15 protein-coding genes are annotated in these 16770 nt (G+C 44.2%); 7 read left to right on the top strand and 8 right to left on the bottom strand.

Annotated elements, in window-relative coordinates; all coding sequences use genetic code 11:
- Positions 1 to 320: 320 nt before the first annotated feature.
- Positions 321 to 2309 (bottom strand): right-handed parallel beta-helix repeat-containing protein, encoded by a 1989-nt coding sequence (locus K6T99_11995; protein MCL6520540.1) that lies wholly within the window; start codon positions 2307 to 2309, stop codon positions 321 to 323.
- Positions 2310 to 2414: 105 nt separating this feature from the next.
- On the opposite strand from K6T99_11995, the gene K6T99_11990 reads away from it, so the two are divergent.
- The gene (locus K6T99_11990) at positions 2415 to 3218 is read left to right on the top strand and encodes a histidinol-phosphatase (protein ID MCL6520539.1); all 804 of its coding nucleotides are present in this window, start codon (positions 2415 to 2417) and stop codon (positions 3216 to 3218) included.
- Between the two features lie 45 nt (positions 3219 to 3263).
- Positions 3264 to 4289 (top strand): Gfo/Idh/MocA family oxidoreductase, encoded by a 1026-nt coding sequence (locus K6T99_11985; protein MCL6520538.1) that lies wholly within the window; start codon positions 3264 to 3266, stop codon positions 4287 to 4289.
- Positions 4290 to 4395: 106 nt separating this feature from the next.
- Here K6T99_11985 and K6T99_11980 read toward each other — a convergent pair whose 3' ends face one another.
- A complete protein-coding gene (locus K6T99_11980; GenBank protein MCL6520537.1) occupies positions 4396 to 4836 on the bottom strand; it encodes an EamA family transporter in 441 nt (146 codons plus the stop codon).
- A gap of 572 nt (positions 4837 to 5408) precedes the next feature.
- On the opposite strand from K6T99_11980, the gene K6T99_11975 reads away from it, so the two are divergent.
- Both K6T99_11975 and K6T99_11970 read left to right on the top strand, forming a co-directional pair.
- Positions 5409 to 6203: a carbon-nitrogen hydrolase family protein gene (locus tag K6T99_11975; protein MCL6520536.1), complete on the top strand. Its 795-nt coding sequence runs from the start codon at positions 5409 to 5411 to the stop codon at positions 6201 to 6203.
- 19 nt (positions 6204 to 6222) lie between these two features.
- Positions 6223 to 6948, top strand: a complete 726-nt coding sequence (locus tag K6T99_11970; GenBank protein ID MCL6520535.1) for a DUF72 domain-containing protein — start codon at positions 6223 to 6225, stop codon at positions 6946 to 6948.
- On the opposite strand, the gene hydE is transcribed toward K6T99_11970, so the two are convergent.
- From hydE to K6T99_11940, 6 genes are all read right to left on the bottom strand, one after another.
- Positions 6945 to 7985, bottom strand: coding sequence for a [FeFe] hydrogenase H-cluster radical SAM maturase HydE (gene hydE, locus K6T99_11965; GenBank protein ID MCL6520534.1), 1041 nt, complete (start codon positions 7983 to 7985; stop codon positions 6945 to 6947). The genes K6T99_11970 and hydE overlap by 4 nt on opposite strands.
- 23 nt (positions 7986 to 8008) lie before the next feature.
- Complete coding sequence (gene hydG, locus K6T99_11960) at positions 8009 to 9397, bottom strand: [FeFe] hydrogenase H-cluster radical SAM maturase HydG (GenBank protein MCL6520533.1); 1389 nt, start codon at positions 9395 to 9397, stop codon at positions 8009 to 8011.
- A 195-nt stretch (positions 9398 to 9592) separates the two neighbouring features.
- The gene (locus tag K6T99_11955; GenBank protein ID MCL6520532.1) at positions 9593 to 11368 is read right to left on the bottom strand and encodes a [FeFe] hydrogenase, group A; all 1776 of its coding nucleotides are present in this window, start codon (positions 11366 to 11368) and stop codon (positions 9593 to 9595) included.
- On the bottom strand, positions 11361 to 12989 hold the full coding sequence (locus K6T99_11950; GenBank protein ID MCL6520531.1) for an NAD(P)H-dependent oxidoreductase subunit E: 1629 nt from the start codon (positions 12987 to 12989) through the stop codon (positions 11361 to 11363). Before K6T99_11950 ends, K6T99_11955 begins: the two co-directional genes overlap by 8 nt.
- Positions 12990 to 13493 (bottom strand): NADH-quinone oxidoreductase subunit NuoE, encoded by a 504-nt coding sequence (gene nuoE, locus K6T99_11945; GenBank protein ID MCL6520530.1) that lies wholly within the window; start codon positions 13491 to 13493, stop codon positions 12990 to 12992.
- A gap of 36 nt (positions 13494 to 13529) precedes the next feature.
- On the bottom strand, positions 13530 to 13898 hold the full coding sequence (locus K6T99_11940; protein ID MCL6520529.1) for a (2Fe-2S) ferredoxin domain-containing protein: 369 nt from the start codon (positions 13896 to 13898) through the stop codon (positions 13530 to 13532).
- A gap of 364 nt (positions 13899 to 14262) precedes the next feature.
- On the opposite strand from K6T99_11940, the gene K6T99_11935 reads away from it, so the two are divergent.
- Genes K6T99_11935 through feoB form a run of 3 tightly spaced genes read left to right on the top strand, consistent with a single transcriptional unit; the run spans position 14263 to position 16762 of the window.
- A complete protein-coding gene (locus K6T99_11935; GenBank protein MCL6520528.1) occupies positions 14263 to 14694 on the top strand; it encodes a transcriptional repressor in 432 nt (143 codons plus the stop codon).
- An 11-nt stretch (positions 14695 to 14705) separates the two neighbouring features.
- Positions 14706 to 14915, top strand: a complete 210-nt coding sequence (locus K6T99_11930) for a ferrous iron transport protein A (GenBank protein MCL6520527.1) — start codon at positions 14706 to 14708, stop codon at positions 14913 to 14915.
- A gap of 26 nt (positions 14916 to 14941) precedes the next feature.
- Positions 14942 to 16762: a ferrous iron transport protein B gene (feoB, locus tag K6T99_11925; protein MCL6520526.1), complete on the top strand. Its 1821-nt coding sequence runs from the start codon at positions 14942 to 14944 to the stop codon at positions 16760 to 16762.
- The last annotated feature ends 8 nt before the right edge of the window (positions 16763 to 16770 follow it).

Genomic DNA, 16770 nt, shown 5'->3' with positions numbered 1-16770 from the left:
AAAATACGGCTCGCCTGCAAACCAGTCAAACTTCAGCTCATCTCTTGGCATGCCCTCGGACTGCCATCTCTCAATCGTCTGAGGCCAAACGCCAAGTTCGTGGTTTGGCACCCTGTCAACTGGTTGATATTCCATTATACCTAAAAAGCGTTCTAGACCCGTCATTAGTAAGTACCGCCTTAGTTAAGGCCTGTGTTTTCTCTTTACAACCCTGCTTGTCAAAGTCAGAAAGATAAATTATCATTAGTCGAAAACGTACCGTGAATTATATTTTCAATCAACTTTGGACAATTCTTCCGAATCATCAAGGCCAGTTCAGTTTAATCTCCAGCGTCTTTTATCTCCTTGAAACCAAGGGCGAATGCAGGTGACTCCTTTTTAAGTCGAAAATCGTGTTTTTCGGGATTCATGAACAGTGGGTCAGCGATAATGGAATGCACATCCAAACCACGTTCCTTCCAGTCTTTGGGGAATTCAACCGGTTTCCCACTTGCATTCCAATAAATGTTCTTATCAAATTGGATACTTCCATCTTTCATGTTGCCGGCAAATAAATTGCCCTCCGTCCAATAGACAATGTTATTCTCAAAAATAAAGGAGATGTGTCCCTCCGCCCGGGTGCGCTGAATTTGTGCTTCTTTTCCAAACGCAAAAATGTTATTTCGAACAATATTCTCTCTACCATAGTGCTGATGAAACCCAGCGCTCTTGCAATCGTAAACTATGTTGCACTCTGCAATAATGCCGGTGCTTCCTTCGTCGAAATAAATTCCCCACCCGCCATAGCTATAGGAGACAACATCATGAATAAGGTTATTCCGAAGTACAGTCCCTGGAGAAACTCCTAGCGTATATATACCACCCATATCACTTAGGAGGCCCTTGCCAAGATCATGTATATGGTTGTGTTCTATAACATTTCCGACCGCAAGGCTTGGACCATAACCCCAGGTCCAACCAACAGATATGCCTGAGTAGTTTAAGTCATGTATGTGATTATAGGCAATGCGATTGTTTCCACTACCACCAATCCAAATGCCAACCGCACAAAGGTATGTTTTACCCAAGTCGTGGATGTGGTTGTTCAATATCACATTATTTTCTGTTTTCTGCGAATCCTTTAAGTTGTTGGTTGGCAAACCTATCTTTATCCCGCCTGCACCCATATCATAGATATGGCAATCAGCGACTTTATTGTTCTTGCAACCGCTACCAAAATGGATGGCATATTTGCCTAAATGGGTAAACTCACAGTCGAGTATCTCGCATGATTGTGCGCCATTTGCTACTAGAACCACGCCAACAGAATACTCCGCCTGGATAGGGATATGCCCTTGCGCTGGCAAGTGCCATCCTGTATATTGAAAGCTTAATCCACGAAAGACTAAATTATTAACCCATTTCTGATTTTCAACATCGCCGTCAATTATCACAAGCTCCTCGAGAATAGGGGCAATAACCTTAACCTTCGACATACTCTCGCCAGGAAGCGGATAGTAATAAAGTATTCCCTCCTTTTGATCAAGATACCATTCGCCAGGCTCGTCCAAAGCTTCGTAAACATTCTCTATATAAAAGCGATTAGAACCTTGTCCCCATGCACCAAAGGGCCAATTGTTTGAACCTGTAAAATTAACTGTTCGCGTCTGCTCATTTATACTAGCAATCCGTAACCTAAGCTCGTCCCAAGCGTTAAAAACAATGACCTCAACGTCGTCTAAGTTCTTCCATGGCCTAATACTCCCCTCGGGGTAAATAAATGCATCCTTCACCTCAGGCGAGATGGGCTTTTCGATGTGAAAGAAACCCTCTCTAGGAAGTCGAGGACGTCTACGTCGCTCGCCATTAACATATAAGTCCCTGAAAGACCATCTACCCGCCTTAACTTCCGCTAATTCAACTTTCCATAATTTTTCCTTCGCCTTCTTCCAACCAGTAATCTGCCTTCCTCCACTCAACACCGGCTTTTCGCCAGGATAAGCGGCATATATTGTATTAGAATCTTCTGGTTTGAAAACAAGAGGTTTATCTAACCAGTAAGTGCCGCCCCGAATTATTATCTTAACTGAGCATTTCGGGTCCCTCTTCCTAAGTATCCGAGCGGCTTTTTGGGCGCGCTCAATTGAAGCAAATGGCCCATCGGTGTACATCGCATTTGGCGCAGGAAGAGTCCCTGACCACAAATCACTCCCACATGTGGAAACATAAAAATCAGCTTTAGGCACAGCAGATGTCTTGCCAGCCATCATTAACCCCCCAAACATAAATACTCCAAGAAAGAAAAAGAATCTAAACAAGCGCCTGTCCAATTAAACCTCCCAACATCCAATTAACATTCAATAATGGCGTATCACCATTTTAGGCTAAATGCAACTGTTTGCTGAAGACTTCATCAATATGTTAAACTAATAGACATGCGAACATCATATCATACACACTCACGTTGGAGCGATGGAGAAGGTGAGATAGCCGACTTTGTCCTTTGGGCAAGCAAGTTGGGACTAGACGAGCTAGGAATATCTGACCATTGTGTTATACATCCAAACAATTCTCTAATTACCTGGAGCATCCCTCCAAATATGCTTGAAGTCTATGTCGAAGAAGTGCAAACAGCCGCAAAAAAAGCAACCGGCAACCTAACCGTCCGCCTGGGCATCGAGATGGACTATTTCCCTGAAACGGAAGATGTCATCCGCAATGTACTTGCCAAATATCCTTTCGACTATGCAATAGGGTCGGTTCACTTTTTTGGCGACTTCCCAATTGACGAAGCCGCTGAAAAGTGGGATACCCTAAATCAAGAACAGAGAAATGAAATAATACGTGGCTATTGGAAAAGCGTTAGAAAAATGGCGGAAAGCGGTTTATTTGACATTGCCGGGCATCTCGACCTAACAAAGAAATTTGGACACCATGCTTCGGTCGACCTTAGCAAGGAGATTTCGGCGACATTGGACGCAATTGCCGATTCGGAAATGGTTGTCGAATTAAATACTTCTGGTTGGCACAGACCATGCAAGGAACAATACCCATCGCTTTCAATTCTAAAAGGTTGCATCAATCGAGGTATTTCGGTTGTTGTAACGGCAGATGCGCATTCACCTTTCGAATTAGTTAGAGACTTTGATAAGGCACATGCACTCCTCCGAGAGGTTGGCTATACTAAGAAAGACTTAGAGTTTCGAATCATACGAAGAAACTTTTGTAAATTGAAGTAACTTATAACTCTGGGTTTTAAAATAAGCTGGGTTTTGGAGGCCTTTATGGCAGAAAAAGTTAGGATTGGAATGATTGGATGTGGGACTGTAGCCTGCTATGGACATATACCAGCGATATCAAATTGCGAAGAAATCGAACTTGTTGCACTCTCTGACCTAAATCAAGCAAGACTTGAGGAACTAGCTGAAAAGTACAAAGTTGCGGCTATATATACCGATTATCGAGACCTTCTTGCGCGTGACGATATTGACGCCGTCGGAGTTGCTGTTCCCCTCGACCAGCATCATCCTGTAGTATTGGATGCCGCAGAAGCAGGCAAGCATGTCTTATGCGAAAAGCCAATCGCACAAAGCGTTGAGCTTGCTGAAGAAATGATTAAAGCGATGGAAAAAGCTAAACGCCTATTTGCCATCAATTTCGAGCTACGCCACACAGAACCGATGCCGCAGATGAAAGCACTGCTTGACCAAGGTGCAATTGGTGAGCTAAAAGTAATTCGAGGAATTGGAAATTGGATGGGTGGCCGGTGGGCAGGGAAAGACCGCTATAGAATGTTGATAACCGTTGGATTGGGCCCAATCGTTGACTGTGGAATCCACCACTTCGACCTTTGCCGATGGTTTAGCAAATCAGAGTTTGCCGAAATTCATGCCATAGGCACACATATAGAGGATTACCCAAACCCCGACCATGTGATAGCTACAGGTAAAATGGAAAATGGCGTATTGTTTATAATTGAGCAGGGTTGGGCGTATACACATAATACCCCTGCGCACGAAGCTAATCTGCGGCATGACTTAATAGGAACAGAAGGTTTGATAAGCTATGCAAATCTACAGTGTAGCATTGAGGGCCAGGAAAACAGGCGAGAGTTTAGCCTTTACAGCAAAAATGAATGCTTCCGCAAGACAATTACTTCACCTGCAAAGGCTTTCGACAAGATGTACTCCCTATTCGCCAAGAGCATTACACAGGAACAGTTGATTGATTTGCCTTCGGGTTATGACGGCCTCCAAGCACTTAAGGCATCTTTGAAAGCATTGGAATTGGCTAGATGTGAATCAATTTAATCATCATATCACTGCTGATAATAGCGAATTATGAGCACTAGCCGCCATCCGTGGTCGCCCTAAGCTTAATGTAATAAAACACGGCACTTTCTGACAATAATTGCACCTACCTTGGCCATAATACTTGGTCCAGCCTTATCACCAGAATACCGAGCACAATTAGCACAGCGCCAAGGATTTTACCGGGTGTAACAGGTTCTTTGAGAAAGACGACAGCCACAGCGGCAGTTACAAGCGGATAAGTAGCCGCTATAGGCACAACCCATGCGGCTTCACCAGCTTTTAAAGCGTAATAATACACCAGCTGGCCAATCAGTCCTGCCGCAAGTGCACCAAGGATTATATACATTACAGAACGCCTATCAATTGTAATTAGTTCGCTCCAACTACCTGAAGCACCCAAGAACACCATTAATCCAATGGCTATTACAATAGTCCTAATAGTTAAAGCGGCATGTGGTGTTGCTTTTTCCAAACCCAGCTTATCAAGTACAGGCGTTATACCCCAAAGAATTGCGGTAAGCATTGCAAGCCAAAAGACCTTCATCTCACCTTCTCCTCCAAAAAGGAAACATAGAAAATTCTAGGTAGGTAAGAAGACGGTGTCAATGCAACTTTATGATTTGGGAGGTGTTAACATTTAATAACAAGCGCTTGCTTTTTATAGATAAAAAATGCCAGGCCTTAGCACAGTCGCCGTTTAACTTACGCGACGCTCCTTGCCTCTTGATGCTATCGCGTAGGCAGGCGGCGGCGCTTTCGTATCACGACGTGCCCTTCGGTCTCCTTACCACCCCGTATGGAGTTTCCTCCATACGGAGGTTAGGGTTCCCTACGGACAACCTTGCAGTCAGTTCCTGAGCCGTTTCCAGCCAGGTTCAAACTGCAAGGCTCGTGGTCTAGCCTGGCAAAACTCAAAGTACCGGGGGCACTTTCGGGTACACAAAATAAATACCCTACTTTGAAAAACTTAAACATTCGTCAAAATAATTTTTTTCCTAATTTCTGATTGGGAAAATTTTAAGCAAGAGATATAGTGTTTAAGGATAATGGTGGTCTGAGTAAAAGCGATAATAGCATCCATTTGTCTACAGCGACTAATCCCGGAGGTTTGAAGAGATGTTTCCTATACATGTAGCTGCGGTACAGTACGCCACGGAAATGTACGATAAAACCCACAATACAGATAAGGCAATTCACTTGCTTGACAAAGCAGCCCATTTAGCTGATTTAGTTGTGCTGCCGGAAATTTCTTTTACAGGCTATTGGCTTGGCAAAGATATGAAGCGTTTTGCAGAACCTGTCCCTGGACCTCTAACAACGATTATATCCCAGATAGCGGTTACGAGAAATGCGTGGATATGTTTCGGTCTCGCCGAACGTGAAGGTGAAAAGATTTATAACACAGCAGTGCTGATTGGTGCTGATGGAAATATTGTTGGAAAACACAGAAAGGTTCACTTATTTCAAGCTGACCTTGAAGCAGGGTTTTCACCTGGAAATGAGCTTTCTGTATTTGAAACAAGTCTAGGGCGAATTGGAATCCTAGTTTGCTATGACGCTTTCCACATCGAAAGCATAAGAGTCCTTGACCTAAAAGGCGCACAAATCGTGTTAATGCCAAGTGTAGGTCTCTCTAGCCCAGACAAGATTGAAGATACAATGCGGTCATGGGAAATCGTTCTAACAGCCAATTCAAAATTCGGGAGATGTTATGTCATATGGGCAAATAAAATTGGCAAAGACAATAATCTTATTTGCATTGGCAATAGCATGATTCTTGACCCAAATGGCAATATTATTGCAAGGGGTGGAACGGAAGAAGAGATAGTTCGCGCAAAAATTCAGCTTGAACCTAAAATGCCACGTGAAGGTCGCCGCCCTGAGCTATATACGCCAATATGCATGGTTTAAATTGGTTTAAGGTGACACTATGAAGAATCGGGCATATATTGGCACATCAGGATGGAATTATAACCACTGGGTGGACGTTTTCTATCCGAAAGGCTTGCCTAGTAAGAAATGGCTTGAGTTTTATGCCCAATATTTCGATACAGTAGAAATTAATTTTTCGTTTTACCGTCTACCGGAGCGCGAGACTTTCGAAAAATGGCGAAACGAATCACCAGATGGTTTTACTTTTGCAGTCAAGGCAAGCAGGTACTTAACTCATCAAAAAAGACTAAGAGATCCTAAAGAACCACTGGAAAGAATAATTAACAATGCACGTGGATTGGGTGAAAAGCTAGGCCCAATTTTGTACCAGCTTCCGCCAAGTTTTAAAATAGATTTGGGAAGACTTCAGAGCTTCCTTGAATTACTCCCTAATGACCTCCGACACGTGATGGAATTCCGCAATCCTACTTGGCAAATAGATGAAGTTTTTAATTTGTTGAAAGAGTATTCTGTAGGTTATTGCATTATGAGTGCCCCTGGTTTGCCACGGATTATCAAAGCGACAGCACCTTTCGCCTATATTCGCATGCATAGCGGCGGCATTGAAACCGAAGGCAACTATGAAGAACCAATGCTTGAATGGTGGGCTGAACAAGTAAAAGGAATGCTTGAGAATGTGGACGTCTATGTATACTTTAATAATGACTATAAAGGCTTTGCGGTACAAAACGCAAAAAGACTCAAAGAACTAGTTGGGTTTTAAAGTCTCTTCTTTGGTGAATGCCCTGGTCCAGTAGCCACCCTTCTGCCAATTGACTCAATCCTAGCACGTATATCCGCCAAAGAATGCTGTGGATCTTCGGTAATGCACTTCTTAGCAGGATAGATCTCATAGTGAACGCGGTACTCGAGTGGAGTGAAGTTTGGCATAACAACGTTTGCGCCAGCCATTAGAGCTTTTTCTCGTCCAAATGGGTCGACTGTTCCCACTGCTGTGGTTGCAGGTATAAGAGCATTTCGCGTTACGATTCGCACAACAGCAACCATTTTTAGGCTCATATCAAGGCTCCCGCTAGGATAGTTGGCTAGTGGTGTGTTGGGGTGGGGAATAAAAGGGCCAATTCCAACCATATCTGCATCCAATTCTTTCACGAAGAGCGCATCATCTGCTAGGTCGGCCACAGACTGACCTGGCAAACCAACTATGTTTCCAGCGCCAACCTGATAGCCGTGCTCGCGCAGATTATTCAAACAACACAATCTATTCACAAAAGACATATCGGGATGAAGCCGCCTATATAACTCCGGATTCGCTGTTTCGTGTCGAAGAAGGAACCTATCTGCGCCGGCTTCTCTCATTATCCGGTAGTCCTCCGATGAACGCTCGCCAATGCAGAGGGTAACAGCGCAAACCACCTTGGATTTGATTTTTTGAATAATTTCAGCCATTCGTTCGGCCGTGAACCAGGGGTCCTCACCGGATTGGAGAACTACAGTACCAACGCCATATTTTCCAACCTTAACTGCGGCCTCAACAACTTCGTCTATGCTCATGCGATATCTTCTGACTTTGTTATTTTCTCGCCTCAGTCCGCAGTACAAGCAATTCCTTATGCAAATGTTCGAGAATTCTATCAATCCTCGAATATGGACATCATCGCCACACTCTTCTTTCCGCACCTGATCAGCAACTGCCAAAAGGCGAGCTATACTTTCCTTTTCATCAAGCGATAAGAGGCTGATAATCTCTTCTCTGCTTAGATTGCCAGTTTCAATAGCTTTTTCAAATAGGGAATCCATAGCTTCGAGCTAACAAAGTGGCCTTATACGTAAAGATCACGTTTCCCTGAGCGAAGTTCTTCAAGGAGTCGTCGTGTCCGCGTGCGCATCTCTGCCGGTAACTCTTCGAGCGATTTGTCTACAACTTTTTGACCTGCAGCACGAGTAAAAGGGGTAGCATGATCAAGTATGTATTCTTCAAAAGATAAGATTGCGTTCGGCAGGCACATTTGTCCAATATTGCCCGTTTTTGCCAAAGACATAAACCTATCGCCAGTTCGCTTTAGTCGATAGCATGCGGTGCAAAAGCTCGGAATATAGCCTTTTTTAATTATTGTTGCCACAAGCTCCTCAAGCGATCTAGTATCTCCTATTTCGAATTGCTCAGCCTCTGGAGCATGTTTTTGTCGCCGCTTGTATCCACCAGGAGAAGTTACAGACCCAGCGCTAATTTGCGATACCCCTAACGCGAAGAGTTCATCACGAAATTCGGGCCGTTCTCTGGTAGTAAGAATAATTCCAGTATATGGGACTGCTAGTCTTATGGAAGCGATTATTTTCCGAAATTCGAAGTCAGTAACAGGGTAGGGCGGCTTGGCTGCAAGAGGAGCATTAAGTGCGGGTTCAAGTCGTGGTACTGAAATTGTGTGCGGCCCGATTCCAAAATTTTCTTCTAAATTCTGTATGTGAGCTAGCATTGCAACGCATTCATATTTGTAATCATAAAGTCCAAAGAGAACGCCAATGCCTACGTCGTCAATCCCCGCTTCAAAAGCCCTGTTAATGGCCGTAAGCCTCCACTCATAATTGGCTTTGGGACCAGATGGGTGAACGTATTTGTAAATGCTCGGGTGGTATGTTTCTTGAAATAATTGATATGTGCCAATTCCACATGCTTTCAAGCGGCGAAAATCTTCTACGGTAAGTGGCGCACTGTTTACATTTACCCGGCGAATTTCTCCATCAGGAGTATGAACACTATATACAGCAGATATGACTTCCTCCATGTAGTCTATTCCCGAGTAATGAGGGTGCTCTCCAAATACAAGGAGTAATCTCTTATGACCTTCCGCCAGGAGAATTTTGACTTCCTCACGAACTTCGTCAACCGTAAGGCATCGCCGCTCAAGATCCTTATTGTCCCTTCTGAACCCACAGTACAAACAGTTATTCGCGCAGTAATTTGAAACATAAAGCGGTGCAAAAAATACAAGCCGTTTGCCGTATACTTTCTCCTTTACTTCTCTCGCTGCTAAAAAAACTTGCTCCAAGAGGTCTAGGTCTTCAAGTGCAAGCAGCCTGGCAAGTTCCAATAAAGAAAGACCCTTCAATGCACGAGCTTTGTCCAATATTGACTCAATTTCGAGTCTCGATGGCCTTGCAGAGTCTTTGAGGATTTCCTCTATTTTATTTCTTTCGATTACTTCAAGCATATCTTTTACCCGGCGAGAATACTTTGTTTTGAAATCGCTGGCATCCGGAGCATGAAATTTCTAGCTTATTAAAATATGAATTCTTTGGTGAGCAAAGCCTCAGCTTATCACCAAAGCGCCCATCAAACATCACTGCCAAGGCTTTGCTCATTTTGAGTTATTTAATTTGACCTCTTCTGCAGAAAAAACGCTTTGCTATGTTGAATGAGTTAACTGCTGCTTAGATTCTTTACTCTTAGGTGCTAACTTTTTGTCCCTTCGAGTATAGTGAGTATGCAGAAGCTTGTGCGACATTTCACCTAAGGGCTCTTTAAGGAATGTCTCGTATAGCTCGATAATTGCCGGGTTCTCATGAGATTTCCTAATCGGCATTAAGCGGTCTGCAAGATAAATTGCCTCTGCCCGAGCTTTCCGTATCTCAGGCGATGTCGGGAATGGCTGACCGCCACCGCCAAGGCAACCACCAGGACACGCCATTATTTCTATGAACTGATGGTCCGATTTGCCCTCTTTTATTTGTTCAAGTAGCTTTCTAGCATTCCCTAGGCCGTGCGCTACTGCAGCCTTGACTTTAACCCCATCTATATCAACCGTTGCCTCTCGCACACCTTCCATTCCGCGAACGGCCGTAATTTCAATATTTTCCAACGGTTTGCCGGTGATGACTTCATATGCAGTTCTCAGCGCCGCCTCCATAACACCTCCTGTTGCTCCAAAAATTACTCCGGCGCCAGTAGATATACCCAAAGGTGCGTCAAACTCACTATCAGGCAAGTTTGGAAGATCTATACCTGCCTCCTTGATCATTCCAGCTGCTTCACGAGTTGTCAGCACATAGTCAACGTCTTTATACCCACTCGCATGCATCTCGGGCCTTTCAGCCTCAAATTTCTTTGCAGTACAAGGCATTATTGAAACCACAACCATTTTTGCAGGATCGATGCCTATCTTTTGTGCATAATATGTCTTTGCTATCGCACCAAACATTTGCTGGGGCGATTTGCATGTTGAAAGATGTGGTAGCTGATCGGGATAGAAATGTTCAATGAACTTAATCCAGCCTGGGCTACAAGAGGTAATCATTGGCAGAGTTCCGCCTTTCTTCAACCGCTGGATTAATTCATGGCCTTCCTCCATTATTGTTAGGTCAGCTGCAAAGTCCGTATCAAATACCTTGTCGTATCCAAGCATGCGCAGTGCTGTTACCATTTTGCCAGTGACCAAGCTACCAGGCGGCATGCCGAACTCTTCACCAATTGTTGCCCGAACAGCCGGCGCAACCTGCACAATCACAAACTTATTAGGATCATCAATGGCTTGCCAAATTTCATGGGCCGGATCCTTGGCCTTCAGTGCACCGGTTGGACATCGGTCAATGCACTGACCACAATAAACACAAACGACCTCTGCTAGTTCTTTATTGAAAGGAGGACCAATTTCAGTATGCCAGCCGCGGTTGTGGGCAAAAAGGGCGCCAACAGTTTGGATTTCATGGCATACCCGAACACATCTCTTGCAGAGAATGCACTTTTCAGGATTCCTAATTATCGAAGGATTTGATTCGTCTTTTTTGTGGTTATGGCGCTCGCCTTGGAAACGAACCTCCTGAATTCCTAGTTCTTTCGCAAACTTCTGGAGTTCACATTTCTGGTTTGCCGAACAAGTAAGGCATTCCTGCGGATGGTTCGCTAGCAAAAGTTCTACTATCATGCGCCGCGCTTCTCGAACTTTTGGAGAGTGTGTGTTGACATTCAAACCATCGGATACTGGATATGCACACGACGGGCACAATAACCTTTGGCCTTCTATTTCCACAACGCAGATTCTACATACACCTTCTACGCTTAAATCTGGATGATAGCAAAGAGTAGGAATATAGATACCCGCTTGTTGCGCCGCTTGAAGAATAGTCATTCCTTCTTCAGCCACAACCTTTTGGCCATTGATTGTCATGTTTATTTTCTTACCCATCTTTTCCATCCTTTCCGTTGCCCATTGTGCATACGCCGGTTGGACATTCTCGGTCAGCTACATGGGCAAGATACTCATCGCTAAACAATTTATAGCTAGTTGCGAATGCCGTTCCCGCGAACTGGCCAAGCCCACACCTAGATGAAACAGCTAGGTTATTCGCAAGCTCTTGCATTAGTTCTACATCCCCAGGCTTTCCCTCACCATTAATCCAATTGCTCGCAATTTCAAGCATTCGCTTCGTGCCTTCGCGGCATGGTATGCACTGCCCACACGATTCATGAACGAAAAACTCTAGGCAGTTGTGTACAAGGTCAACAATGCACTTGTCTTCATCTATTACAATAAGAGCGCCCGCACCCGGAGGAAGATCTTCATATGCAAAACGCCTGTCGAGACTCTCTTTACCAACACAAATGCCTGACGGCCCACCAATTAAAACAGCCTTGATGTCCTTGCCAGACTTAGTTCCACCAGCCATCTCGTAAAGAATTTCTCGCATAGTAGTTCCAAACGGAACTTCGATGACGCCAGGCTGGAGAACATCGCCACACGGCGCGAATATCTTTGTACCTTTGCTTCTTTCCGTGCCAATACTGTTAAACCAATCGGCACCATTTAAGATAATTTGAGGTATATTGGCTAATGTCTCAACGTTATTTATAACCGTAGGCGCTCCCCAAAGTCCTTGGGTCGGCGGATAAGGTGGCTTTACCATTGATTCACCTCTCCGCCCTTCGAGCGACTCAATGAGCGCTGTTTCCTCTCCACAAACATAAGCGCCGGCACCCTTGAAAACTTCGATATCGAAATTGAAACCGCTATTTAAGATGTTTTCGCCAAGAAGGTTCATTTGTTTCGCATCTTCAATAGCCTTGTTCAATTTTTCAATAGATTGCTTGTACTCGCCTCTCACATAAATATAGCCTTTGTTAGCACCAACAGCATATCCAGCAATTATCATCGCTTCAATTATGCTATGAGGGTCGCCTTCCATTATTAGCCGGTCTTTGAAGTTTCCGGGCTCGCCCTCATCTGCATTGCAGATTACGGTCTTCGGCTGACCGGTTGCATTCCTCGTTGCCTCCCACTTGATTCCTGTGGGAAACGCCGCGCCCCCACGGCCTCTAAGATTTGATTTCTTTACTTCTTCTATGACATTTTCGGGCGACATTGAGGTGAGCGCCTTGCCTAGTGCCTCATAGCCATTATTTGCGATATATTCCTCAATTGATTCAGGGTTTATAACGCCAGCATTTCGAAGAACTATCCTTTGCTGACGTGCTACAAAGGGTATCTCTGGTGCTTTAAAGGCTTTCTTAACCAACTCTGGAGCGCGATAAAGCAATCTCTTAACAATTCGGCCGTTCAGAAGGTGCTCCCTAACTATTTCCCCTGCATCCTGAGGAGTCAAATTGCAATAGATTGTGCCCTCAGGATAGATGACTATTACTGGTCCGCACTCAGATATGCCGAGGCAACCTGTTTCTACAACGCGGATTTCGTCTTCCAATCCGTTTAAGCGTATTTCCTCTTTGAGAGCAGCCTCAACTGCTCTACTTCCTTTAAGTACACATGGAGTAGCATTGCAAATTAAAATATGCGATCTGTAGAATGGCATTTAGCTTTCCTCCTGCCTGTATCTTGCAAGGATCTCCGGTATCTTCTCAGGTGTCAGGTTGCCGTAAACATCATCATCAATCATAATAACTGGGCCAACACCACAGACACCGAGACAGCTTGTTAGTTCGAGGGAAAAATGACCATCCTCTGTCACCTCTCCTGGTTCAATATCAAGCTCATCCTTGATTGCCGAAAGTATGGCTTTTGACCCTCCAATATGGCACGGAGCGCTATTGCATACCCTGATTACATGCGTGCCTTTAGGTACTATGGAAAACAACGTATAGAATGTCGCCGTACCATATACCTCGCTTACAGGAATGCAAAGTTCATCGGCAATTATTTCTAATGCACTTTCTGGCAAATAGCCATATTTTGCCTGGACTTCGTGAAGTATTGGCAGTAGATTGCCTCTAAATGCATCGTGCTTTGCGACGATGCTCTTCACATCTTCAAGGTTTACGTGGGAAAAGCGCTCTGCAGACTTTTGCGTAGATTTCAAATTAACACCTCCATAGGAATGTTTCCCCAGCAACTGCTAGGCTTCGGTCGTTGTGACTACCCATTCACCGACGATGTTACCATTTACGAGGTGCTGACTAACAATCGTTCGCGCTCTTTCAGGAGTTACGTAGCCATAAGTAACTCCCGGCTCGCCGGCTCTAAAAACATCAACTAATGGTTCCTGCGAACATAAGCCTTTGCAACCAGCCTGGACAACCAATACATCTTTGATTCCGCGCTTGTCTAGTTCGTCCAAAATTGCATTTAATACGCTTTTCGCGCCAGCTGCAATGCCGCAAGTCCCCATAGCAACTATAACTTTTGCTCTCTGCTTGCTATCTCGAATTCTTAAATCTTGCTGGGCCTTTTCTCGAATTCTATGTAGCTCATCAAGAGACTTCATTGCGATCTTTCCTTTCTACGTTTCAAAAACAATAAGCACGCAAGGGATTTGTCTACAATTGCATCTCTAATTTTTGTTCCCCATGCCTCCGAATATGGTCGTTCAAAATTTTATCACACATGAAGTGAGTTTCGCAATGAAAGACCGCTCCACAAGCGACCAGCCTTACAAACTTGCGTTACTCGCCCCTTTTTTCCAGTAAAATAGATTAGCAGCGGTGGATTAAAAATGGGGTAAGAAACCGTTAATTTTGCTTTAAATTGTAATAATAAAACGGCTTAGCAAAATAAATATTGACGAACCATGAAAAATAATGGTAAAATTGCAATTGAGACTGAGTCTCAATTGCAATTTGGAGATAAAAATGACCGACGAAGAAGCAAAATTCAGACATTTCCTAAGAGAAGAGGGAATGAAGACAACCCGCGAACGCAAGCTAATCCTCGAAGAAGTTTTCAGAAACCATCAGCATTTTGAAGCAGATGATATTGTTTCTGGTCTTCGAAAACGTGGAAAACGCGTCTCACGTGCAAGTGTATATCGCACACTTCCTCTTCTCGTCAATAGCGGTTTACTTAGGGAGGTCGATTTTGGCGAAAGACATGGGCATTACGAGCACGTTCTTGGCCATGGTCATCATGACCATTTGATTTGCACAGCTTGTGGGCGAACTTTCGAGTTTAATGACAACACGATAGAAGAGCTTCAGCAGAAAATTTGTGAGCAATATTCGTTCAAAGCGCATACTCATGAACTTCGAATTATGGGCCTATGTTCTGAATGCGCGAATTCGTAAAGGAATTAAATATGACCCTTGATCAAGCAACAACTGGTTCGGAAGTACAGATTATCTCGGTTCCCAATGCCGTACGTTCACAACTCATTAGGCTGGGGATTGCCGAGGGAAGCCGCGTAGTATGCATTGAAAAAATCCCGTTTGGACCGGTAGTTTTGAAGTCGAGACGTCAAGAAATTGCAATTGGCAGAGACCTTGCTCGACAAATAGAGGTGAGGTAGTGAGAAAACCGCGACATCGGCAAAGAATGCCACCTTGGGCTCGAATAGAAGCCACAACGCGAAAAATTGCTCTTGTCGGCAATCCAAATGTAGGAAAATCGGTTTTCTTTGCTTATCTCACAGGCGTGTATGCTGAAGTCTCAAATTACCCAGGCACTACAATCGAAATCTATACTGGCCGCTCTGGAAACAACCTTATTATTGACACTCCTGGTATTTATAGCGTCTCCTCATGGAATGATGAAGAGCGAACTGCGCGTGATATTATCCTTCAGGCTGACATCGTTATAAACATCGTCAATGCCCTTCATCTAGAAAGAGACCTATTCCTCACTCTGCAGCTTGCTGATATGGGCATCCCAATGATTGTTGCCTTGAACTTTATGGATGAGGTAAAGGAACAAGGCATAAAAATTGATACAGAAAAAATGTCTAAACTCCTTGGCGTTCCCGTAATTCCGACAATTGCAACTAGACATGTAGGGCTCGACAAAATTCGCCTATCTATAGATAAGGCGTGTGTCGGAAAATCTGATCCTTTTGTACAGAAGCATGCTGGAAAACTAAACTGTTCTCAGCGAGAAGCGGTGTTAATATTAGAGGGCGACGAGGTAATATCCAGCCGCCATGGCTTATCACCAGGTTCACTCCGAGAAGATGTTTACCTTCGGAGACGGGCTCGTGCAAATGATATCGCCGACCAGGTGGTTAGTGAAACCGGACCCAGCCGTAGATTTACCCATGTTCTTGGCAGATTAATGCTGAACCCCTTAACGGGTATTCCAATTTTAATGATTGTTTTATTTCTTGTTTACCAGTTAATAGGTGTCCTAATTGCACAAAAGCTCGTCGGATTTACAGAGAAAACTGTAATGCAGGGATATTGGGAACCTGCCATCAGAAAGATTATTAGCTATGTTTTACCTGCTAATTCACCAGCGTGGATTATTCTTGTTGGACGTTTTGGAATATTGACAACAGGTATAACCTATTTGGTTGGTCTACTTCTGCCATTGGTCGCTGGGTTTTATATCGTTCTATCATTCCTTGAAGACACCGGATACTTACCAAGATTGGCGGCGCTAACTGACCGATTGCTCAATTGGATTGGACTAAATGGCCGCGCAATAATTCCAATTATCCTGGGATTTGGTTGCATTACAATGGCAACGATTACCACCCGACTTCTTGGAACAACGCGTGAAAAAACAATTGCAACCTCAATCCTAAATTTCACAATTCCTTGTTCAGCTCAGCTTGGCGTTATAGCTATGCTAGCCGCTAGGATTGGATTAATTCACACGCTAGTGTACATTATGGTAATTGGCGCATGCTTTGTTGCAGTAGGGACAATCCTCAACCACTTTTTACCTGGAAAATCGTCGCCACTTATCATAGACCTTCCACCAGTGAGACTTCCAAAGATTGAAAACTTAATAAGAAAAACATGGATTCGCATAGTTCATTTTTTGCTGGAAGCATACCCTTGGTTTCTAATTGGTTCGGGTCTTGTCGGAGTATTGGAAGCAACGAAATTGCTTAAAATATGGCAACGCCTACTCGAACCATTAACAGTTGCCTGGTTGGGGCTACCAAAAGAGGCGGCAAATGCCATAGTTATGGGAATGATTAGGCGTGACCTTGGAGCTGCTGGGTTTGCATCAATGCCCCTCACTAATAATCAAACCTTGGTATCGCTTATCGTGATGACTCTATTTGTTCCCTGCGTTGCCTCAATGATGATTCTCTTTAAGGAGCGAGGATGGGGCGAGGCGGTGGCAATCTGGCTTGGAACATTCGTTGCTTCCTTCCTTATCGGTGGGCTCGTGGCATCAACTATGATGTAAATATTTGC

It is taken from the genome of Armatimonadota bacterium (assembly GCA_023511795.1).
Taxonomy (GTDB): Bacteria; Armatimonadota; UBA5829; order DTJY01; family DTJY01; genus JAIMAU01.
Note: the sequence above shows the minus strand (reverse complement) of the source record. Positions and strands in the feature narration are given on the sequence as shown.

Bases quoted from the DNA above. Each gene is read 5' to 3' on its own strand.
- hydE (MCL6520534.1), bottom strand. From the start codon at position 7,985: ATGGATTCCCTATTTGAAAAAGCTATTGAAACTGGCAATCTAAGCAGA.
- K6T99_11985 (MCL6520538.1), top strand. From the start codon at position 3,264: ATGGCAGAAAAAGTTAGGATTGGAATGATTGGATGTGGGACTGTAGCC.
- hydG (MCL6520533.1), bottom strand. From the start codon at position 9,397: ATGCTTGAAGTAATCGAAAGAAATAAAATAGAGGAAATCCTCAAAGAC.
- K6T99_11970 (MCL6520535.1), top strand. From the start codon at position 6,223: ATGAAGAATCGGGCATATATTGGCACATCAGGATGGAATTATAACCAC.
- K6T99_11950 (MCL6520531.1), bottom strand. From the start codon at position 12,989: ATGCCATTCTACAGATCGCATATTTTAATTTGCAATGCTACTCCATGT.
- K6T99_11955 (MCL6520532.1), bottom strand. From the start codon at position 11,368: ATGGGTAAGAAAATAAACATGACAATCAATGGCCAAAAGGTTGTGGCT.
- K6T99_11935 (MCL6520528.1), top strand. From the start codon at position 14,263: ATGACCGACGAAGAAGCAAAATTCAGACATTTCCTAAGAGAAGAGGGA.
- K6T99_11940 (MCL6520529.1), bottom strand. From the start codon at position 13,898: ATGAAGTCTCTTGATGAGCTACATAGAATTCGAGAAAAGGCCCAGCAA.
- K6T99_11990 (MCL6520539.1), top strand. From the start codon at position 2,415: ATGCGAACATCATATCATACACACTCACGTTGGAGCGATGGAGAAGGT.
- K6T99_11930 (MCL6520527.1), top strand. From the start codon at position 14,706: ATGACCCTTGATCAAGCAACAACTGGTTCGGAAGTACAGATTATCTCG.
- K6T99_11975 (MCL6520536.1), top strand. From the start codon at position 5,409: ATGTTTCCTATACATGTAGCTGCGGTACAGTACGCCACGGAAATGTAC.
- K6T99_11980 (MCL6520537.1), bottom strand. From the start codon at position 4,836: ATGAAGGTCTTTTGGCTTGCAATGCTTACCGCAATTCTTTGGGGTATA.
- feoB (MCL6520526.1), top strand. From the start codon at position 14,942: ATGCCACCTTGGGCTCGAATAGAAGCCACAACGCGAAAAATTGCTCTT.